Origin of the sequence: Pseudoalteromonas sp. SR43-3 (assembly GCF_014163875.1) — a bacterium.
GTDB lineage: Bacteria > Pseudomonadota > Gammaproteobacteria > Enterobacterales > Alteromonadaceae > Pseudoalteromonas > Pseudoalteromonas distincta.
The window spans coordinates 401,259-419,416 of the sequence record NZ_JACJEC010000001.1 but is presented as its reverse complement, the minus strand read 5'-3'; the positions used below and the strand labels follow the sequence as shown (position 1 = coordinate 419,416).

The 18,158-nt window shown below is 38.3% G+C and carries 16 protein-coding genes and 2 tRNA genes; 7 read left to right on the top strand and 11 right to left on the bottom strand.

Annotation, left to right across the window (positions count from 1 at the left end; genetic code table 11):
• Positions 1-56: 56 nt before the first annotated feature.
• The 3 genes from H5088_RS01845 to H5088_RS01835 form a co-directional block, all read right to left on the bottom strand.
• The gene (locus H5088_RS01845; RefSeq protein ID WP_371541811.1) at positions 57-1,409 is read right to left on the bottom strand and encodes an MFS transporter; all 1,353 of its coding nucleotides are present in this window, start codon (positions 1,407-1,409) and stop codon (positions 57-59) included.
• 244 nt (positions 1,410-1,653) lie between these two features.
• Positions 1,654-2,706 (bottom strand): aromatic ring-hydroxylating dioxygenase subunit alpha, encoded by a 1,053-nt coding sequence (locus tag H5088_RS01840; RefSeq protein ID WP_182752075.1) that lies wholly within the window; start codon positions 2,704-2,706, stop codon positions 1,654-1,656.
• Between the two features lie 36 nt (positions 2,707-2,742).
• A complete protein-coding gene (locus H5088_RS01835) occupies positions 2,743-3,690 on the bottom strand; it encodes a PDR/VanB family oxidoreductase (RefSeq protein WP_182752074.1) in 948 nt (315 codons plus the stop codon).
• A 202-nt stretch (positions 3,691-3,892) separates the two neighbouring features.
• On the opposite strand from H5088_RS01835, the gene H5088_RS01830 reads away from it, so the two are divergent.
• Positions 3,893-4,384 (top strand): MarR family winged helix-turn-helix transcriptional regulator, encoded by a 492-nt coding sequence (locus tag H5088_RS01830; protein ID WP_154903005.1) that lies wholly within the window; start codon positions 3,893-3,895, stop codon positions 4,382-4,384.
• A gap of 608 nt (positions 4,385-4,992) precedes the next feature.
• Here the strand turns inward: H5088_RS01830 and H5088_RS01825 are convergent.
• The 4 genes from H5088_RS01825 to H5088_RS01810 all read right to left on the bottom strand — a co-directional run bounded on the left by H5088_RS01825 (position 4,993) and on the right by H5088_RS01810 (position 7,870).
• Positions 4,993-5,069, bottom strand: a tRNA-Val gene (locus H5088_RS01825).
• 213 nt (positions 5,070-5,282) lie between these two features.
• Positions 5,283-5,359, bottom strand: a tRNA-Val gene (locus tag H5088_RS01820).
• 113 nt (positions 5,360-5,472) lie between these two features.
• A complete protein-coding gene (locus H5088_RS01815) occupies positions 5,473-6,519 on the bottom strand; it encodes a DUF3080 family protein (protein ID WP_182752127.1) in 1,047 nt (348 codons plus the stop codon).
• Positions 6,497-7,870 (bottom strand): MATE family efflux transporter, encoded by a 1,374-nt coding sequence (locus H5088_RS01810; RefSeq protein WP_182724900.1) that lies wholly within the window; start codon positions 7,868-7,870, stop codon positions 6,497-6,499. The genes H5088_RS01815 and H5088_RS01810 overlap by 23 nt, the downstream gene beginning before the upstream one ends.
• Before the next feature lie 128 nt (positions 7,871-7,998).
• Between H5088_RS01810 and H5088_RS01805 the strand changes: the two genes are divergently transcribed.
• Positions 7,999-8,625, top strand: a complete 627-nt coding sequence (locus tag H5088_RS01805) for a riboflavin synthase subunit alpha (RefSeq protein ID WP_182752073.1) — start codon at positions 7,999-8,001, stop codon at positions 8,623-8,625.
• A 1-nt stretch (position 8,626) separates the two neighbouring features.
• Here H5088_RS01805 and H5088_RS01800 read toward each other — a convergent pair whose 3' ends face one another.
• On the bottom strand, positions 8,627-8,830 hold the full coding sequence (locus H5088_RS01800; RefSeq protein WP_002962509.1) for a CPXCG motif-containing cysteine-rich protein: 204 nt from the start codon (positions 8,828-8,830) through the stop codon (positions 8,627-8,629).
• 103 nt (positions 8,831-8,933) lie between these two features.
• Positions 8,934-9,806 (bottom strand): fructosamine kinase family protein, encoded by an 873-nt coding sequence (locus tag H5088_RS01795; protein ID WP_182752072.1) that lies wholly within the window; start codon positions 9,804-9,806, stop codon positions 8,934-8,936.
• 124 nt (positions 9,807-9,930) lie between these two features.
• On the opposite strand from H5088_RS01795, the gene H5088_RS01790 reads away from it, so the two are divergent.
• The 4 genes from H5088_RS01790 to H5088_RS01775 all read left to right on the top strand — a co-directional run bounded on the left by H5088_RS01790 (position 9,931) and on the right by H5088_RS01775 (position 14,378).
• Positions 9,931-10,623, top strand: a complete 693-nt coding sequence (locus H5088_RS01790) for a hypothetical protein (protein ID WP_024603971.1) — start codon at positions 9,931-9,933, stop codon at positions 10,621-10,623.
• A gap of 226 nt (positions 10,624-10,849) precedes the next feature.
• A complete protein-coding gene (locus H5088_RS01785) occupies positions 10,850-11,635 on the top strand; it encodes a hypothetical protein (RefSeq protein WP_002962505.1) in 786 nt (261 codons plus the stop codon).
• Positions 11,636-11,735: 100 nt separating this feature from the next.
• Positions 11,736-13,118 carry an amidohydrolase gene (locus H5088_RS01780; protein WP_154903009.1) on the top strand — a complete coding sequence of 461 codons (1,383 nt, stop codon included), beginning with the start codon at positions 11,736-11,738 and terminating at the stop codon, positions 13,116-13,118.
• Positions 13,119-13,130: 12 nt separating this feature from the next.
• Positions 13,131-14,378 (top strand): amidohydrolase family protein, encoded by a 1,248-nt coding sequence (locus H5088_RS01775; protein ID WP_182752071.1) that lies wholly within the window; start codon positions 13,131-13,133, stop codon positions 14,376-14,378.
• Between the two features lie 291 nt (positions 14,379-14,669).
• Here H5088_RS01775 and H5088_RS01770 read toward each other — a convergent pair whose 3' ends face one another.
• Together H5088_RS01770 and cspD are read right to left on the bottom strand one after the other, a co-directional pair.
• The gene (locus H5088_RS01770; protein ID WP_182752070.1) at positions 14,670-16,892 is read right to left on the bottom strand and encodes an NADP-dependent isocitrate dehydrogenase; all 2,223 of its coding nucleotides are present in this window, start codon (positions 16,890-16,892) and stop codon (positions 14,670-14,672) included.
• Between the two features lie 511 nt (positions 16,893-17,403).
• Entirely contained in the window at positions 17,404-17,622 is a 219-nt protein-coding gene (cspD, locus tag H5088_RS01765) for a cold shock domain-containing protein CspD (RefSeq protein WP_002962500.1), read from the bottom strand.
• Positions 17,623-17,830: 208 nt separating this feature from the next.
• Between cspD and clpS the strand changes: the two genes are divergently transcribed.
• Positions 17,831-18,139, top strand: a complete 309-nt coding sequence (gene clpS, locus H5088_RS01760) for an ATP-dependent Clp protease adapter ClpS (RefSeq protein WP_002962498.1) — start codon at positions 17,831-17,833, stop codon at positions 18,137-18,139.
• Positions 18,140-18,158: the final 19 nt, after the last annotated feature.

Genomic DNA, 18,158 nt, shown 5'->3' with positions numbered 1-18,158 from the left:
TATAAAACGATTTATAATTACTTTTATACGTGTAACCCGTATCAGCAACGCATAATTTAGGCTTTCCCACGAAATGCCGAGATACAGCTTGCTAGAATTACAAAGCCTAAAGACACGTTAAACGCGAGTGAAATTGTACTCATTAAAGCATGACTATGTTGCGCTGAAAACGTGCTGTCCCCTAAGTAATAATGCACAATTAAATTTACCAAGCTCATTCCAAATAAATTACCAATTGTCCGTGATAAATTCATGGAAGAAGAGGCTACGCCTAGCTCATTCTTATCTACAGCACCCATAATTGCATTATTGTTAGGCGTTGAGAATAAGCCAAAGCCAATACCTAACAATAACAGTGAGCCACTAATGTATGTGATACTTGAGTCCATAGATAACAGTGATAGTAAAAAAAAGCTGACCATAACAATTATACAGCCAAATGTAGCTATTATGCGTGGCTGTAATTTATCTGAAAGTTTACCAGACAATGGTGCCATAATGGCCATAGAAACCGCTTGCAGTAACACGATTTGGCCAGCATGAGAAGGACTTAACCCTTTAATATATTGCAGATATAAGCTTAACAAAAAAGCCAATGAAAAATTACTGGCGTACATTAAAAACGATGTAGACAGCGATAAGCTAAATACTCTGCTTTCTAAGAACATTTGTACTCTGATTAGTGGTCGCCTGCTTTTACTTTGGTGAATAATAAATAATCCTAAGCTTATTACCGAAAGTAATGTTAAACCCCATCCAGTCATAGTGGGTAAATCACTGAGTCCTAATACTAAACATATTGCAAAGAGTGAGAAAAGTGCAGTACCCCACCAGTCAAACGAGGATTTTTTATCGTTTTTCCACTCACCATGTAAAAAAAGTTTAATAGCAAGTAGTAGCAGAAGGACAAGCGGAATTTGAGAGTAAAATACAGCCCGCCATCCCCATATTTCGGTGAGCCAACCGCCTATTGCAGGGGCTGCACTTAAGCCTATATACACACACGCTGCAGAGGTGCCCAGTGCCATGCCTCTTTTATTATTTGGCGTAATAGAAGTAATAATTGCAACACCAATACCAAAAATCATGGCACCTGCAGCGCCTTGTACAAAACGCCAAAAAAGTACCCATTCAATTGATGACGCAATAGCACACATCAGTGATGCTAGTGCATTTAGGCCTAAACCAAATGCATATACTCGTTTTCGACCATAGTTATCGGCTATTTTCCCGCAAGGCAGCATAAATATCACGCTACTAAGTAAGTAAAGGGTCGGCATCCAACCAATCATTTTAGCGCTTGCTTGTAAATCCTCGGCAAGATTTGGAATAGCTATGTTGACGCCGGCCATGCCGAGAGGTCCGATAATAGATCCGCTGCATACAATTATAAGCGCGATGGTAGTAATAGGGAGTTTAAACAAATATGATCCTTAAACGCATAGACTATAAAAATAATAAAAGGTGGTGTTTGAGAACATGGGTTTTTTAATGTGTTTATTATTGCCAATAGCAACAGAGGTAGCAAGCTGGTCTACTAAGTATCTACGTAATTTTTAATTAGCGTATTTTTGGTCCAATATGATGAGGTATTACTTTGTAGGCCATTGAAAAAGTAATACCGTATTTTTTTAATATAAATAAAACAAGCCTTTAAGCTTTACATAAGCGCTTAATTATTCGCCTAGCGTGATTTGCACCGGTATCAACATGGATATCAATCATAGGTTGCCCTTTAAAGTGCTTCATTGATTTGTGTTGCGCTTCAATAACCACTTTGTCTTCATTGAACGTGTAACGAGTTTGTTCTACTACTTTTTGTTTTACGTTTTCAATATCAGTTGTTGGGTTTGTTGATATAGTCCAAAAATAATGACATGTTTCTTCTGTCTCTGGAGTTATGCAATGTAAGCCACGCATATGAAAGCCGCCACGGTTAGGGTTAGTTACCGATTCACTGTTTGCGTCAATACCGCCAGTCCATATCCTTAAATGTGATGGATAGAATTCAATTTCTTGCCAGCGATCTATTTTATCTTTAAATGGATAAGCAGCTGTATATGTTGGTGGCGGGGTTGAATTTGGCATGTAACGTTTTACGGTCACTTTATCACCTATAGCTTCTACATCCATTTGTGCATGCATATGCGTTTTAGCGTCACCACCAATCGTTTTAAGGTGTACGTAACCTAAGTGGCTAAGATCAAGTAAATTGTCATGTATGAGTTGAAATGGTGCTTGGTAGTGATATACATCACCATCGTAAACATATTTTTCGTCAGAATGATAAAGATAGCGAGGTGGGTCTTGATCAGGGGTTGAGCCTTGCTCTGAACCAAACCAAATCCAAATTAAATCATCTTGCTCTTTAAGTGTAAAAGGCGTTACTTTTGCTTTTCTTGGAACTTTTTTTTGCCCTGGTACTTCAAGACATTGGCCTTGGCCATTAAATAATAGACCATGATAACCGCATCTTAATCCTTCTTTTTCAAGTGTTCCCATCGATAAAGGCAGTTGGCGATGGCAACAACGATCTTCAAGTGCGCTAGCATGGCCTTGTGCATCTCTAAATAAAACTATAGGGGTGTTTAATAAAGTGCGAGCTAGTGGCTTGTCGGTTAACTCTTTGCTTAGAGCTGCTAAGTACCACATGTTAAGAGGAAAGGGGGTTTTAGTGTCCGAATTAGTTTGTGTATGTGTGGTCATAAGTGTCTCGTGTAAAGTCTAGTGTTAAAATTTTCTCTATAAATCTAGCGTTAGAGAGTCGCTTAACGCTCTTGAACAACAGGGTGTGAACCTATCGTTTTTTGCCTTTTCATCAACAGTAAAAAATTCATCTCTGTGGTCAGGTATACCGCATGTCACAGAGGTAACGCATGTCCCGCAAATTCCCATTTCGCATGATACGTCTAACTCAATACCCGCATCTTCCATAGCTTCTAATGCGGTTTGCTCTGCAGAAACATCAATTTCTAAGCCTGAACGGCTCAAAATGAGCTTAAACGGAATATCTTCAGTACCTTCTGCTTTAGGTTCAGCTTTAAAATTTTCTTTGTGTAAGTACTCGTCTTTCCAGTTATTTGATTTTGCACTGTCAAAAATATATTCCATATAAGCTGCTGGGCCACAAGTGTATAAATGCGTATTCGTTTTAAATTCACCAATAAGTTCTTTGGCATCTTTTTTTGGCTGGGTTGAAAAGTGAAAAAATACCTTTTCAGAAAATGAACACTCTAGCAATTCTTGATAAAAAGCAGCCTCTACGGGGGATTTAGCATGATAATGAAGCTCAAAATCAACGCCGTTAATATCAAGCTCTCTTGCCATTGAGATTATCGGAGTAATGCCTATACCGCCTGCGAATAATAGTGCTTTATTATGAGTTGAATTGAGTGCAAAGAGGTTGCGAGGATCAGAAATTGATAATGTATCACCGACTTGCACATCAGAGTGAAGTGCAATTGAGCCTCCTCGTGAATTGGCATCTTTTAATACAGCTATTTTATAAAACTCATCGGATTGAGGATGGCTGATAAGTGAGTACTGACGAGTTATTTTATCATTAAGCACCACATCAATGTGGCTACCCGCATCAAATTTAGGTAAAGCTTGCCCATTTATAGGTATTAGCTCAAAACTGACAATATTAGGTGTTTCAACCTTTTTACTGCGTACGTTTACTGAAAACATAAAGTTCCTAATGTTTGTTACTTTATGTTTATAATGTTGAATTATAGTTGAGGTGTCAACTATAATTTGGGTGTAGAGATTAACTTAGTGTTAACGTTATGAATGTAAAACTCTTTGCTCGTAATAAGCAATGATCATAAATAGTTTTAATCTCAAGATTTACCTAGTAAAATTTATTTATACCTAAAAATTGGAAAAACCAATGCCTTCTAAACCCAAAGAACCTAGTGCTAAGCAGCTAGATCTTGAACGATATATACCTGCGCTTGTAAATTTTCTTTCTAATAAACTCTCAAGTGGTGCATCTGTATGCTATCGAAAAAACTTTAATGTAGGCGTTATTGAGTGGCGTGTATTAGCAATGCTCAAGGTGGAATCAAATATTTCTGCAAATCGCATCTGTCAGGTCATTGGTTTAGATAAAGCCGCTGTGAGTCGAGCTTTAAAACAATTACAAACGTTAGGCCATATTAGCTTTATAAAAAATGCTAAAGATGGTCGTTCATCATTAGCAAAGCTGACGGAAAAAGGTGAAAAGTTACATGATAAAATTCTATATGTAGCTTTAGAGCGAGAAAGATTGTTATTACAAGGGGTTTCACAAAAAGAGCTTGATACACTTATTGAGGTATTGTTAAAACTAAATAAAAACATTAAGCAAGTAAATGAGTTTAAGGTAAGTAATACCACATAGGGACTCTTCCTCAAACTGTTGAAAGGTAATTGTTTAAATTTTTTGTTGCTCAATCTAAACTACTGTAAAGTTATACACTTGCTAAGAAGTGGTCTATTTTAACTGAAAATAGCTTTAGGCGTTCAGATATTGTTTTAGGAACAACTCGATGAAAAGCATAATATTTAGGACGGTTTTTTGGATTTGGCTCTAGTTAGTCCTAAATTTTGAATACAAAATAATAAAAACTTAGAATTTAAATTCAGCGTAAAAATTATATAGATAGATTATTTAGGTTTTTAACCGTTTAAAATGTATAGTTTAATTGGTACGACTGAGTGGATTCGAGTTACTGCCCCTTGGACCGGTGGTCAAGATTAGGTAGTGCTCTTTCCTTCAATTATACGTTTATTAATGTTGGTACGACTGAATGGATTCGAGTTACTGACCCTTGGACCGGGTGGTCAAGAGTAGGTAGTGCTTTTTCCTTCAGATGTACTTTTATTTATTTATTTTACTTAAATGTTGGTACGACTGGGTGGATTCGAACTGCTGACCTTTGGACCGGGTGATCAAGAGTAGGTAGTGCTTATTCTTCGGTATTTTTAGTTTTTTTTATTACTTTGAAGTGGTACGACTGAGTGGATTCGAACCACCGACCCCTACCATGTCAAGGTAGTGCTCTAACCAACTGAGCTACAGTCGTACAATTTTTGAGGTTTTACTTATACGTTGGTACGACTGAATGGATTAGAACTACTGACCTTTGGACCGGGTGATCAACAGTAGGTAGTGCTTTTTCCTTCAATTATACTTTTTTAAATGTTGGTACGACTGAGTGGATTCGAACTACTGACCTTTGGACCGGGTGATCAAGAGTAGGTAGTGCTTTTTCCTTCAATTATACTTTTTTAAACGTTGGTACGACTGAGTGGATTCGAACCACCGACCCCTACCATGTCAAGGTAGTGCTCTAACCAACTGAGCTACAGTCGTATTACTTTATTTAAGTAAGTGTTAATTGCTTAACAACGGCGGCTAATATATAGCGTGGCGGTTGGTGAATCAAGCAAGTTTGTTGTTTTTGAGTTTATTTGCCGTTTTTTTATTCATATTGGGCTTATTTCACACGTTTTATAAAAACCTTGCCACCAAACTACATGTTTTTTAGCTGAGCTTTTAAGTAAGTTCAGTAAGTTACTTGTCGAGCCCGTTTTTACTAAGTTATTAATTTGAGGGCTTGAGATACTTTCGTTAAACCAAAGCTCATTATAAAGCGGTTGTAGTACCTCTAGATAACCAGTTAATTGCGCTTGATAGGGCTGAATTTCTTTTAGGTAAAACTTTTGAAATACGTTGCTTATGATTTTTGCGTTTTTATTATTTTTATCCTCTGGGCACAGCGTATTAAAGTTTAGTGTTTTTACAAACTGTGTAGCGTTGTGATTTAACACGACCTGCATGCGCACTGATTGAATGAGTGCTTGGTTAAATTGAAATTTATTAAGCTGCTCGAGTGCACTAAAAATAGAGTCGCTATTAATTTCACTAAATTCTTTAGCCTTAATTTGCTGTTTAATGAGTACAAGTTGCTTTAGCGCAAATACGGTATCGCGAAAACCAGCGGGTTCAGTAGTGAGCTCGTTTGAGGTGAGTTGCCAGGTACGATTTAACTCAGGTTCTTTAAATAACATGGTATTAAAAAAGTACATTAGGTGTGTTTCTTTATAGTTTTTGGCTGCGAGTATTTTTGTGTAACTAGGGCTATTTTTATCAAGCGTATTTAAGCAAACCTGCGCACTTTTAATAAAGTTTATTTGATATTTTAATTGCCCAGCAGCGCTGGCTGTTTTTCCTAATTGGTTATTGTGCTCACTTATAAGCACGTTAAGCTTACATTGGCTAATGCCTGCAAGCTCCACAATACTCAGTGTTAAGTCACTTTGTGCTATTGGGGGAGGCTGCAGTAAAGGGAGTTGCTTTAGTGGCGTAGACTGTGTTGGGCTTGCATTAACTGTGCTACTTAAGCGTTCAATATAAGTCGCGTTTACAGTACTTTGTGGTTTGTTGCAGCCAGTAAGCATTAAAAAACACATTACCAGCAAAGCAGCTGATAATGTTTTAAGGCTGAGCTTATTTGTTTTGATTGAGTGCATCACTGTTAACAAATTCATATTTTAGACGCTTTCTTACTGTTAGCATTAATAAAATAGCAGCGACACTAAGGCCTACTATTATTCCAACCCAAAAGCCATGCGGTCCCATAGCTGGCACAATTATGTCTGTTCTTGCCAATACGTAACCTAAACAAAAGCCGATTAACCAATACGATATAAACGTAATATACGATATAGGCGTGGTGTATTTTAACCCACGAAGCATGCCATTTGCAGCAACCTGTAATGCATCGGGTAACTGGTAGACACACGCTAGTATCATTATTGATGAAGCCAGAGCCATTACTGCGGGACTGTCGGTATAAAGTTGGCTAATTAAATCACGACCTGTAAAAGTCATAAGTGCCAAAAATAGTGCAATTACAATAGCTAATATGTAACTAGTCGATACGGCAACTTTTAACTGCTGTAAATTATTTTGACCATATAGATTACCAATACGAATACTTATAGCGATAGAGAGGCTCAGTGGCATCATAAACAGCAATGTAGTTACACTCGCTGCTATTTGGTGCCCCGATACAGCCACTGCTCCTAAATGCGCAATAAATAGCGGTATACACGCAAATAAAGTGACTTCAAAAAAGGTGGCAAGTGAAATTGGTATACCTAGCTTAGTAATAATACCAATGGTAGTGAAATTAGGTTTTTCGAATGATGAAAGAAGGCCTCTAGCATCTACCTTTTTACTCATTTGGCAGTAAGTGACTTGTGCTATTGCCATAACAGTTAAAACGATTGCTGTGGCAATGCCACAGCCTGCGCCGCCATAAGCAGGAAAACCAAATAAGCCATTTATGAAAATATAATTTACTGGAATATTAACGGCTAAACCTAATAGGCTTATATAAAAGGCGGGTTTGGTCATCCCCATGCCCTCGGTAACGTTTCTGTATACTGTAAAAATTAAAAATCCAAACACACCCCATTTCACAAAATGGATGTAGTCAATGGCAAGGTTTGCAATAGCAGGCGTTGTATCGAGCTTTAAAATAATGGCATCTGCTAAATGGGCAATACCAAAACCTGTAAAGCTTAAAATAGCGGTTAAATAAAGCGCTTGTTGAAAATAGTGGCTAATGCCTTTGCGGTCATCGCTGCCCGAAAACTGCGCAATAATACCAGTAAGCGCTAATAAAATACCTTGCAGAGCAAGTAATAATGGGTTCCATATTCCTGTTGCAATAGAAAGTGCAGCTAAGTCAGTAGGGCTAACTTGGCCGGCCATAATTGTGTCGACTACCGACATTAAAATAAGTGTAACTTGTGCTAAAAAAACGGGTAAGGCTAGGGAAAGTAAACGCTTGGCTTCCCAATTGCAAAAGGTCATAAAAAAAGCTATTAAATAAAACAGGCGGCAATTGTAATCTATTGCGTTTCAAATAAAAATCACAGTAGTGAATGATTTTATGAGTTGATACGTTAAACTAGCACTTTGTAATAATTTTAAGTGATTTTATGTTTACAGGAATAGTGCAAACACAAGCAACAGTGGTCTCTAAAACGCAAGCTGATGGTGTGTTACGCTTAGTTGTATCGGTGAGCGATGAGTACGTTAAGCATTTAGATTTAGGCGCAAGTATTGCTATTAATGGCTGTTGTTTAACGGTTGTGCAAGTTGAGCTAAGTAATCATGATGTGGTGGCGCAAGTGCATTTCGATGTGATTGACGAAACTCTAAAGTTAACTAATTTAGGCTTGCTTGAGCTAGGTAGTTTAGTAAATTACGAACGCTCTGTTACGTTTGGTACTGAGCTAGGTGGGCATATAGTGTCTGGGCATATTCATTGTACGTCACAAATCTCTCAAATAGTGAAGCTTGAGAATAACTGTAAAATTCAGTTAAGCCTGCCAAAAGAGTGGCAAAAGTATGTGTTATATAAAGGCTTTGTTGCTATAAATGGCTCAAGCTTAACCGTAGGCGAAGTTGATGAACAAGGTTTTTGGATACACCTAATTCCGGAAACGCTCGCCATTACAAACATTGGTGCAGCGCAAGTGGGTGACAAGTTTAATATTGAAGTTGATCAGCAAACTTACACTATTGTAAATACGGTAGAGAACTACTTACGCCATCAGGCTTAAGTTAAAATATTTGTTCGTCGTCACTGTCTACGTGTAGCTCCAATTTATTGTTAGCATGGTCTATATGCATATTTAAATGAATTGGGTTACAGCAGGCAGTGCAATCTTCAATATAGTCTTGATCGCCGCTGCTAGCGTCTAAGTCTAGATGTATGTGGTGTCCGCAGTGTGGGCACGTTATTCGTTGTGATAAAAAATCTTTCATAATCACTCCAGTTATAAATAATTAAGTTAGGTTCAACTTAATCGCTTACAGATGAACGTCTACTTACTCATTAAATATAGTGCTCAAATGCAGCTTATGACACTTATTTTATACCTTCAAATACCAGCTTTTCTATATGTTGTTTAGCTTCAGTAAGATAGTGACCGGCAAAGATGTTGGCGTGATTTAAAATGGGGTATAGCTGGTATATTAACTTACGCTTCTCGTAATTTTGAGAAAGCGGGTAGTGCGCGTTATAGGCGCTATAAAAGTCTTTAGGCAGGGGGGCAAATAGTTCGCTCATTGCAATATCCACTTCCCGGTCACCATAATAACAAGCCGGGTTAAATATTGTTGGTTCTGCTTTTAAAAATCCCATATTGCCACGCCAAAAATCGCCATGCAGTAACGAAGGTTTTACTTGATGGCTATGTAGTTGCTCTTTTACGGTATTAATTAAGCGTTCGGGCTCAATAAAGTTAATGCCTTTTTCAGCGAGTAGTTGTAATTGCCACCCTATACGTTCTTCGGCGTAAAATACATCCCACTTTTTGTGCCAGCGGTTTGGCTGTATGGTTGTGGCTAGGTAATTATCTACATCAAAGCCAAACATAGCTTGGTCATGTTTTTGATGCATTTTAGCGAGGTTGCGACCCATATTAGTCCACGTGTCGTGGGGTTGTTTATCTAAAACAAGCCATTGTAAAACAATAAACGAAAACTCTATATTTGCACCAGTTGTAATACATTCAGGTACTTTAAAATTACTATTTTGCGCCAAAAGCTTTAAGCCAACAAATTCACTTTCTAAACGCTCGAGCTCGCTTTTTAGTGCTATTTTAACGAAGTAGTTATGCGTACCATTGGTAATATGAAATAGTTTGTCGGTGTTTGTACTTTGTAATTGGCGTTTGTAGGTGTGCTTAAAGTCAAAATTAATGGCTTGGCTGATGTGCTCATTTACTGTTTTCCACATAACAATTGCTCGCCTTTTAAACAGATACTTAAACTATGGCAAAAAGGTATTAATTTAACAATCTAAACGTTGTAAAATTAACGGCTATATTGAATAAAATTACACTTACTGTAGTGGAGTTAAAATGAACAAAAGTTTAATAACCAATTTGCTAGCGGGTTTATGTGTTGTTGTAGGTTTTATGTTTAACCAAGCAATTGTGTTGTCTGTTGGTTTATTTGCACTTTCTGGCGCGGTAACTAATTTATTAGCTATTCATATGTTATTCGAAAAAGTCCCGTTTTTATATGGTTCTGGTGTTATAGCGCTTAAGTTTGAAAGCTTTAAAGTAGCTATACGAAACCTGATATTAACGGAGTTTTTTTCAGAGCAAAAAATTAATAATTTACTCAATAAAGCGCAGCCCAATATCGACTTTGAGCCAATAATTAGCAATGTTGATTTAAACCCTGCATTCGACAATTTGTTAGAGGTAATAGAGCAGTCTCAGTTTGGTAGTATGCTAGGAATGTTTGGCGGTACAGCTGCAATAGAGCCGATGCGTGAAAAGTTTATTGAAAAAATGCAATTGTCGCTTAGTGAGATTTCTCAAACTGACGACTTTAAAGCATTAGTAAGCCAAACACTTTCACAAGGTAATAGCGCAGAAAGCCTACATAAAACGGTGCTTAAACTAGTTGATGAGCGCTTAGATGAGCTTACTCCTAAAATGGTTAAAGAGATTATTCAGACCATGATCCGCGAGCACCTAGGCTGGCTTGTAGTATGGGGCGGTGTGTTTGGTGGTTTGTTTGGTTTAATAGCGGCCGTTATTTAAATCTAGCGACTAATAAAAAACATAATCATTCTATTGCATTAAATAGTGTACTTACTGCGTTAAAAATTATTTGTATAGAATAACTACACGTTGTTATTTGTGCCTGTTATTGCACTACTTTTTAGCGAAATAATAGAGCACTAATTTAATGCAATTGGTATAACTTATTTTTTCAGGCTGTTATTATCGCCTCCATAATTTAGTCGTGTTTTTTCAAGGAGCAACGGTGAGCAAAACGTTAGCCAGTTATTATCAGCAAGCATATGCGTGCGATCAGCAGCATTTTAATCAGTGTTTTTATTGTGGCTGTGAAGCGACAGAGCGCGATCATTGTCCGCCACTGCATATGCTACAAAGTATCGTTGATTTAGGTGAAGAGGCTGACTTTATCTCAATCCCTGCGTGTTATGAGTGCCACGCACTTTTACATAACGAAAGACTGATGACGATTGATGAGCGCTTTACCAAACTTAAAAAAAAGCTCTCAAATAAATATGCTAAACCACTGCGCGTTTATAACATGTGGGAAGAAAGCGAACTTGGCGACATGAGCGACGAGTTTGCCCATAGTATTCAAGCGGGTATGAAATTAGGCAAAGAAGCCGCTGAGCGTTTAGCCTTTACGGGTTTTAGCTATGCCACAGAAGATGCCAAAGTAGCAGTGCGCGAAAAAACAAAAGAGTTTGATGTAGAAGGCATGATATTTACCGACTTTAAAGAGGCGTTAAATTACTGCATTAACGATCTAAATGTTCAAAAAAGCGACTTTTATAAAATTTTGGTTGAAGACTATCAAGGCGATTTTAATAAAGCATTGAGCCAGTATCGTCATCGTCATGACAAAGTTACTGCGGCTAAAGACGGTAATACACTTATTAAAGATTTTTCAAAGCTACATAAGCAAAACTCTGATTTTGTAACGCGTACGGTTAAGCACTTTATTAGTAAAGATCCCTCGCTTACCACCGAAGGTGCGCTTGAAAAGCTATATAACAATTATATAAAGAAATAATTACAGAAATTCATCTTAATTAACTGCGTTTTCACCTGTTTTTTTGGCTTTATCCTTTAGGTTTCGCTAAAGTAGCAAAAAAACAGGAGATCCAAACAACATGCAAAAATTTGCACCTTCTTTATTAGCGGTTGGCTTAGCTGCTGCACTTGTAGGCTGCCAAGAAAACGGCCCACAAGACGATAAAATAACAATTAACAAAAATCCTTACCCAAGTACTTATCAGCCACTTTCTACATCAAGCACTCTTATCACAAATGCAACAGTACTTACCGGTACTGGTGAGCGTTTAGATGAGGCTGATGTATTACTTGTTGATGGTAAAGTACAACAAGTCGGTAAAGACTTAACAGCCACTGCTGATATTACAATTGATGCACATGGAAAATGGGTAACACCGGGTATTATTGACGTACATTCACATTTAGGCGCATACCCAAGTCCTTCGGTCGAGTCGCATCAAGATGGTAACGAAATGACCAGCCCTAACACTGCAGAAGTGTGGGTTGAGCATTCTGTTTGGCCACAAGATCCAGGCTTTAATCGTGCACGCGAAGGCGGCATTACTTCTCTACAAATTTTACCAGGCTCAGCTAACTTATTTGGTGGACGCGGCGTTACGCTTAAAAACGTACCAGCGCACACTATGCAAGGGATGAAATTTCCAGAGGCGCCGTATGGTTTAAAAATGGCGTGTGGTGAAAACCCTAAACGTGTTTATGGTCGTCAAGGTGTATTGCCTTCAACCCGTATGGGTAATATGGCTGGTTACCGTATGGCATGGGCTGAAGCCGCTGAGTACAAACGTGCATGGGATAAATACGATGCCGATTATGAAGCCGGTTTAAACCCAGAAGCGCCAGTACGTGATATTAAACACGATACGCTTCGCGGTGTGCTTGAAGGCGAAGTACGTATTCATAATCATTGTTATAAAGCTGAAGAAATGGCAATGATGATTGACCTGTCAAAAGAATTTGGTTACCACGCAGGTACTTTTCATCACGGTGTAGAAGCATATAAAATTGCTGACTTACTTGCGCAAAATGGTTCGTGTGCTGCACTTTGGCCAGACTGGTGGGGCTTTAAAATGGAAGCCTACGACATGGTTCAAGAAAACGTGGCTATTGTTGATGCGGTTAAAAACTCGTGTGCAGTTGTTCACTCAGATTCAGATACTACTATTCAGCGTTTAAACCAAGAAGCGGGCAAGGTGATGTACCGAGCTAACGAAAATGGTTTTGATATTTCTGAGCAACACGCTATTAAATGGATCACGTCTAACGCTGCTAAATCGCTAGGTATTGATGACAAAACAGGTTCACTAGAAGCGGGTAAGCAGGGCGATGTTGTTATTTGGAATCAAAGCCCATTTAGTGTCTATGCTAAAGCTGAACAAGTGTTTGTTGATGGTGCAAAGGTTTACGATAGAAACGACAGCGCGTACCAAGCAACAAGTGATTTTATGTTAGGTCAACAATAAGGAGCACCCAGAATGAAAAATTTATCACGTTCGTTTTCGCTTTCTCTGGTTGCTGCAGGATTATTAGCATCTGGTGCTGTAAGCGCACAATCACTAGCAATTATTAATGCAACATTGCATACGTCTTCTGATCAAGGTGTATTAGAAGCGGCAAGCATTGTAATGACAGATGGTAAAATCACAGCGATTAACCCAACTGAAATTAAAGTAGATCAAATTATTGATGCAAAGGGGCAAATTGTAACCCCTGGCTTTATAGCAAGTATTAATCAACTTGGTTTAGTTGAAGTAAGTGCAGTTGCAGGCTCACGCGATGCAGGTGAAGAAAAAGCCGGTATTGATTTTGATGTAAGCCTTGCTTACAACGCACATTCAAGCTTAATTCCTTACGCTCGTAAAGGCGGCGTAACACGCGATGTAATTACTCCTCATGGCGGCGATAGCATTTTTTCAGGTCTTGCGAGTGTTGTTGATTTAAGTGGTAGTTTTGACAGCGACATGCAAAAACAAGCGGCTTTAATTGTTTACTTAGGTGAGCGTAGTAAAGGCTCACGTGCTTTTACTTTGCAAACACTTATTAATAAGCTTGATGAGCACAAAACTAAAGCTGGTAAAAAAGCGAAAAAAGACGATGACAAGCCAAGTACTGAAGATAAAGTAATGGCTAAAGTACTCAGTGGTGAAATACCATTAGTGGTTGGCGTTTCGCGTGCGGCGGATATTATAGAGCTAATTAAAGTAAAAGAGCAATTTGGTATCAACCTAGTGCTTAATGGTGCGCAAGATGCTGTTGTAGTAAAAGAGCGCGTTGCTAAAGCAAATATTCCAGTGATTATTAGTGCAATGGATAGCTTACCAGGAAGCTTTGATTCGCTTCATGCGAGTTTAGATAATGCTAGTGTGCTTGAAAAAGCAGGCGTTAAAGTATTATTAACGGTAGGTGGTGATGCAAGTCACAATATTTATCAGCTGCGTTTTGATGCTGGTAATGCTGTGTCGTACGGTATGAGCCAAGAAGGTGCGTTAAAAGCGCTTACATCAAACGTTGCTGATGTATTTGGCATTAATGCAGGTAGTCTTGAAGTTGGCAAAGCTGCTGATGTAGTAATATGGAGTAATGACCCGTTTGAGTTAAGCAGCCATGTGAGCAAAATGTTTATTAATGGCGTTGAGGTATCTACACAATCTCGTCAAGATAAACTGCGTGACCGCTATACGACAGATTCAAAAATGCCACGTGCTTATACCAACCCGCAATAATACTTAATCAATTTGAGGGATTAAATCTGACGGTAACTGCGTTAAAAATTTCTGATATAGAGCAACTAAATAACGAAATTTTTGCCTTGTTATCGACAAGATTTTCTTGCCTCAAAGTTGATCACTTAATTAAGCGAATTGGTATGATACTAAATAATTAATTAATTAAATAAATAAATTTAATTATTCAAAGGCGGCTATTTTATAAATAGCCGCCTTTATTTGTAAAGTTTAGACATAAAAAAGCCGCTTACTTTTGCAAGTAAGCGGCTTTTAAATTTAAACCGATATTTATACTAATTTAGCAAGAATATCGTTAAATGTAGTGCTTGGACGCATCGCTTTAAAGGCTGCATCATCGTTAGGCTGGAAGTAACCGCCTAAATCAACTGCAGGGCCTTGCGCATCGTTAAGTTCACTTACGATTTGCTCTTTATTAGACTCAAGGTCACTAGCGATTTGAGTAAACTGTGCTTTAAGTTCACGGTCATCATTTTGCTTAGCAAGTTCTTGTGCCCAGAATAAAGATAGGAAGAAATGAGAACCACGGTTATCAATTTCTTTCACTTTACGTGACGGCGATTTGTTTTCAGCAAGGAACGTACCTGTTGCTTTATCTAGGGTATCAGCAAGTACTTGTGCCTTGTTGTTACCAGCAGTTACGCTTAAATGCTCAAGTGATGCAGCAAGTGCTAAAAATTCACCTAAAGAATCCCAACGTAAGTGGTTTTCTTTTTCGAATTGTTGAACATGCTTAGGTGCAGAACCACCCGCGCCAGTTTCAAATAAGCCACCACCGTTCATAAGTGGAACAATTGAAAGCATTTTAGCACTTGTACCCAATTCTAAAATTGGGAATAAATCTGTAAGGTAATCACGTAGTACGTTACCTGTTACAGAAATCGTGTCTTTACCTTCTTTAATACGCGCTAGTGAGAACAATGTTGCTTCAAGCGGTGCTAAAATTTGAATATCTAGGCCAGCTGTATCGTGATCTGGTAGGTATTTATTTACTTTTTTGATTAGCTGCGCATCATGTGCACGGTTTTCGTCTAACCAGAAAATAGCTGGAACGCCTGTTGCGCGTGCACGATTTACTGCAAGCTTAACCCAATCTTGAATTGGTGCGTCTTTAACCTGACACATACGCCAGATATCGCCTTGCTCAACATTGTGCTCAAGTAATGTATTACCATTTGCATCAACAACACGGATAGAACCGTCCGCTTTTGCTTCAAATGTTTTGTCGTGTGAACCGTATTCTTCAGCTTTTTGAGCCATAAGGCCAACGTTTGGAACGCTACCCATTGTTGTTGGATCAAACGCACCATTTTCTTTACAAAAATCGATAGTTGCTTGGTAAACACTTGAGTAACAACGATCAGGAATTACAAAGCTAGTGTCTTGTAATTTACCATCGTTATTCCACATTTGACCGCTTGAACGGATTGCTGCAGGCATAGATGCATCGATGATCACGTCACTTGGTACGTGTAAGTTTGTAATACCACGGTCAGAATCAACCATAGCAATAGCAGGGCGGTTAGCGTAAACAGCTTGAATATCTGCTTCAATTTCTTCGCGCTTAGCATCGTCTAATGTTTGAATTTTAGAATATACGTCGCCTAAACCATTATTTACATCAACACCTAGCTCTTCAAAAAGCTCACCGTGTTTAGCAAATACATCTTTGTAGAATACTTTAACAGCGTGACCGAAGATGATTGGATCAGATACTTTCATCATTGTCGCTTTCATGTGAAGCGAGAACAAAACACCTTTTTCTTTAGCAGCGTCAATTTCTGCAGCTAAGAAAGCTTGAAGCTTAGGAGCGCTAATGCTTGATGCATCAATAACTTCGCCAGCTAAAAGAGGTGTGCTTTGTTTAAGAACAGTAACGTCACCGTTAGTTGCAACATGTTCAATACGCACATCAGTTGCTGTATCAACAGTTACTGATTTTTCTGAACCGAAGAAATCGCCTTCGCTCATACTTGCAACGTAAGACAGAGAATCTTTGCTCCACGCACCCATTGAATGTGGGTTGTTACGTGCATATTCTTTTACAGAGCCTGGCGCGCGACGATCTGAGTTACCTTCACGTAGTACAGGGTTTACTGCACTGCCTTTAATTTTGTCGTAAGCCGCTTGAATTGCTTTTTCTTCATCATTTTTAGGTTCAACAGGGTATTCTGGAAGAGCGTAACCTTTTGCTTGAAGCTCTTTAATTACAGCGCGAAGCTGTGGTACAGATGCACTGATGTTTGGTAATTTGATGATGTTTGCTTCTGGTGTTTTAGCAAGCTCGCCAAGTTCAGCAAGTGCATCACCAATGCGTTGTTCTTCTGTTAAATAATCAGGGAAGCTAGCAATTACACGACCTGCTAATGATATGTCGCGAGTTTCAACTTCAACACCGGCCGCATTTGTATATGCTTGGATGATCGGTAGCAACGAATAAGTTGCTAGTGCCGGAGCTTCGTCCGTTTTTGTATAGATAATTTTTGATGTCATCATCATTCCTAGATAGTCGACCGATAAGGTCTTATTCAACAATGCAAAGAAAATCATTACTTATGAGTGAGTACATATTATTAAACAAGTTAATAAACACGTACGCTCGTAATGAGTAGTTTGTTAGGTGTTGGTACTCAGCGTTGCTCTTTTATAAAAGCAGAATAGTCACACCTGACGAACTGGAATCGTATTTATAGCTAAAAAATTAACAAAAATAAATCAGCCTTTAGCCTAGTACATATAAAAGAGGCGATAAGGTGTTATGCGCAATTTTTAGCACCAAGAGTGTAACAAGCTTAAATAAAAAGGGCTAGAGTTTGAGCATGCCCAATAAGCAGTTAAACAATCAACTCTTAGAACATTGGGGTATATAAAATAAATTCAAGGAAAAGGGTTGAATTTGAATGAAAAGAGGCAATAAATAAGAGAAGAAGAGATAAGTTAGTATGCTTAAGGAATTAAGCGAGGATCTTAAAAGGTCGCTCGCTTTAGTCGAACAAAACAATCGTCACTCAATAATGTCACCATCTGGGGCAATATTTTTAGCGTGTAGACCTTTAGGCCCTTGTTCTAATTCGAATGTTACATCTTGACCAGCTTTAAGCGTTTTATAGCCGTCCATTACAATTGTTGAGTAATGAGCGAAGATATCATTCTCGCAGCCGTCTTCTACGATGAAACCAAAACCTTTGGCGTTGTTGAACCATTTAACTTTACCACAAGCCATACTTCTACATCCTTCAATAAGTTGACTAATTTAGTTATTCTAAACCGTATAATTTGCTAGACTGACTAAGGTTTAATCAATCTATGTTTGACTGTAGTTTATTTAGCCAACCAGTCAAGTGTTTTGAGTTATTTTTTAACATTTTATTTATTTTTTATTCAAGTTTGCTTGAGTTACAAAGACAAGACTATATTTAATTATGAGTGGTATGAAAGATTCAGGTGTTATCGACACAGTTCGCGACAGTGAAAAGCAAAAGCTACAGCCGCCGCGAAAATATAAAGTTGTTTTAAATAACGACGACTACACGCCGATGGACTTCGTAATTGAAGTTTTAACGACGTTTTTTAATATGGATAGCGATAGAGCAACCGATGTGATGCTTCAGGTTCATGAAAAAGGTAAGGGTATTTGCGGTGTTTACAGCGCCGATGTTGCCCACACCAAAGTTGAACAAGTTAACCGTTACTCACGGGATAACGAGCATCCACTGCTTTGTAGTTGTGAGCAGGAATAATACCAATTTAATACAATTG

Bases quoted from the DNA above. Each gene is read 5' to 3' on its own strand.
- H5088_RS01840 (WP_182752075.1), bottom strand. From the start codon at position 2,706: ATGACCACACATACACAAACTAATTCGGACACTAAAACCCCCTTTCCT.
- H5088_RS01835 (WP_182752074.1), bottom strand. From the start codon at position 3,690: ATGTTTTCAGTAAACGTACGCAGTAAAAAGGTTGAAACACCTAATATT.
- H5088_RS01830 (WP_154903005.1), top strand. From the start codon at position 3,893: ATGCCTTCTAAACCCAAAGAACCTAGTGCTAAGCAGCTAGATCTTGAA.
- H5088_RS01815 (WP_182752127.1), bottom strand. From the start codon at position 6,519: ATGCACTCAATCAAAACAAATAAGCTCAGCCTTAAAACATTATCAGCT.
- H5088_RS01810 (WP_182724900.1), bottom strand. From the start codon at position 7,870: ATGACCTTTTGCAATTGGGAAGCCAAGCGTTTACTTTCCCTAGCCTTA.
- H5088_RS01805 (WP_182752073.1), top strand. From the start codon at position 7,999: ATGTTTACAGGAATAGTGCAAACACAAGCAACAGTGGTCTCTAAAACG.
- H5088_RS01800 (WP_002962509.1), bottom strand. From the start codon at position 8,830: ATGAAAGATTTTTTATCACAACGAATAACGTGCCCACACTGCGGACAC.
- H5088_RS01795 (WP_182752072.1), bottom strand. From the start codon at position 9,806: ATGTGGAAAACAGTAAATGAGCACATCAGCCAAGCCATTAATTTTGAC.
- H5088_RS01790 (WP_024603971.1), top strand. From the start codon at position 9,931: ATGAACAAAAGTTTAATAACCAATTTGCTAGCGGGTTTATGTGTTGTT.
- H5088_RS01780 (WP_154903009.1), top strand. From the start codon at position 11,736: ATGCAAAAATTTGCACCTTCTTTATTAGCGGTTGGCTTAGCTGCTGCA.
- H5088_RS01775 (WP_182752071.1), top strand. From the start codon at position 13,131: ATGAAAAATTTATCACGTTCGTTTTCGCTTTCTCTGGTTGCTGCAGGA.
- H5088_RS01770 (WP_182752070.1), bottom strand. From the start codon at position 16,892: ATGACATCAAAAATTATCTATACAAAAACGGACGAAGCTCCGGCACTA.
- cspD (WP_002962500.1), bottom strand. From the start codon at position 17,622: ATGGCTTGTGGTAAAGTTAAATGGTTCAACAACGCCAAAGGTTTTGGT.
- clpS (WP_002962498.1), top strand. From the start codon at position 17,831: ATGAAAGATTCAGGTGTTATCGACACAGTTCGCGACAGTGAAAAGCAA.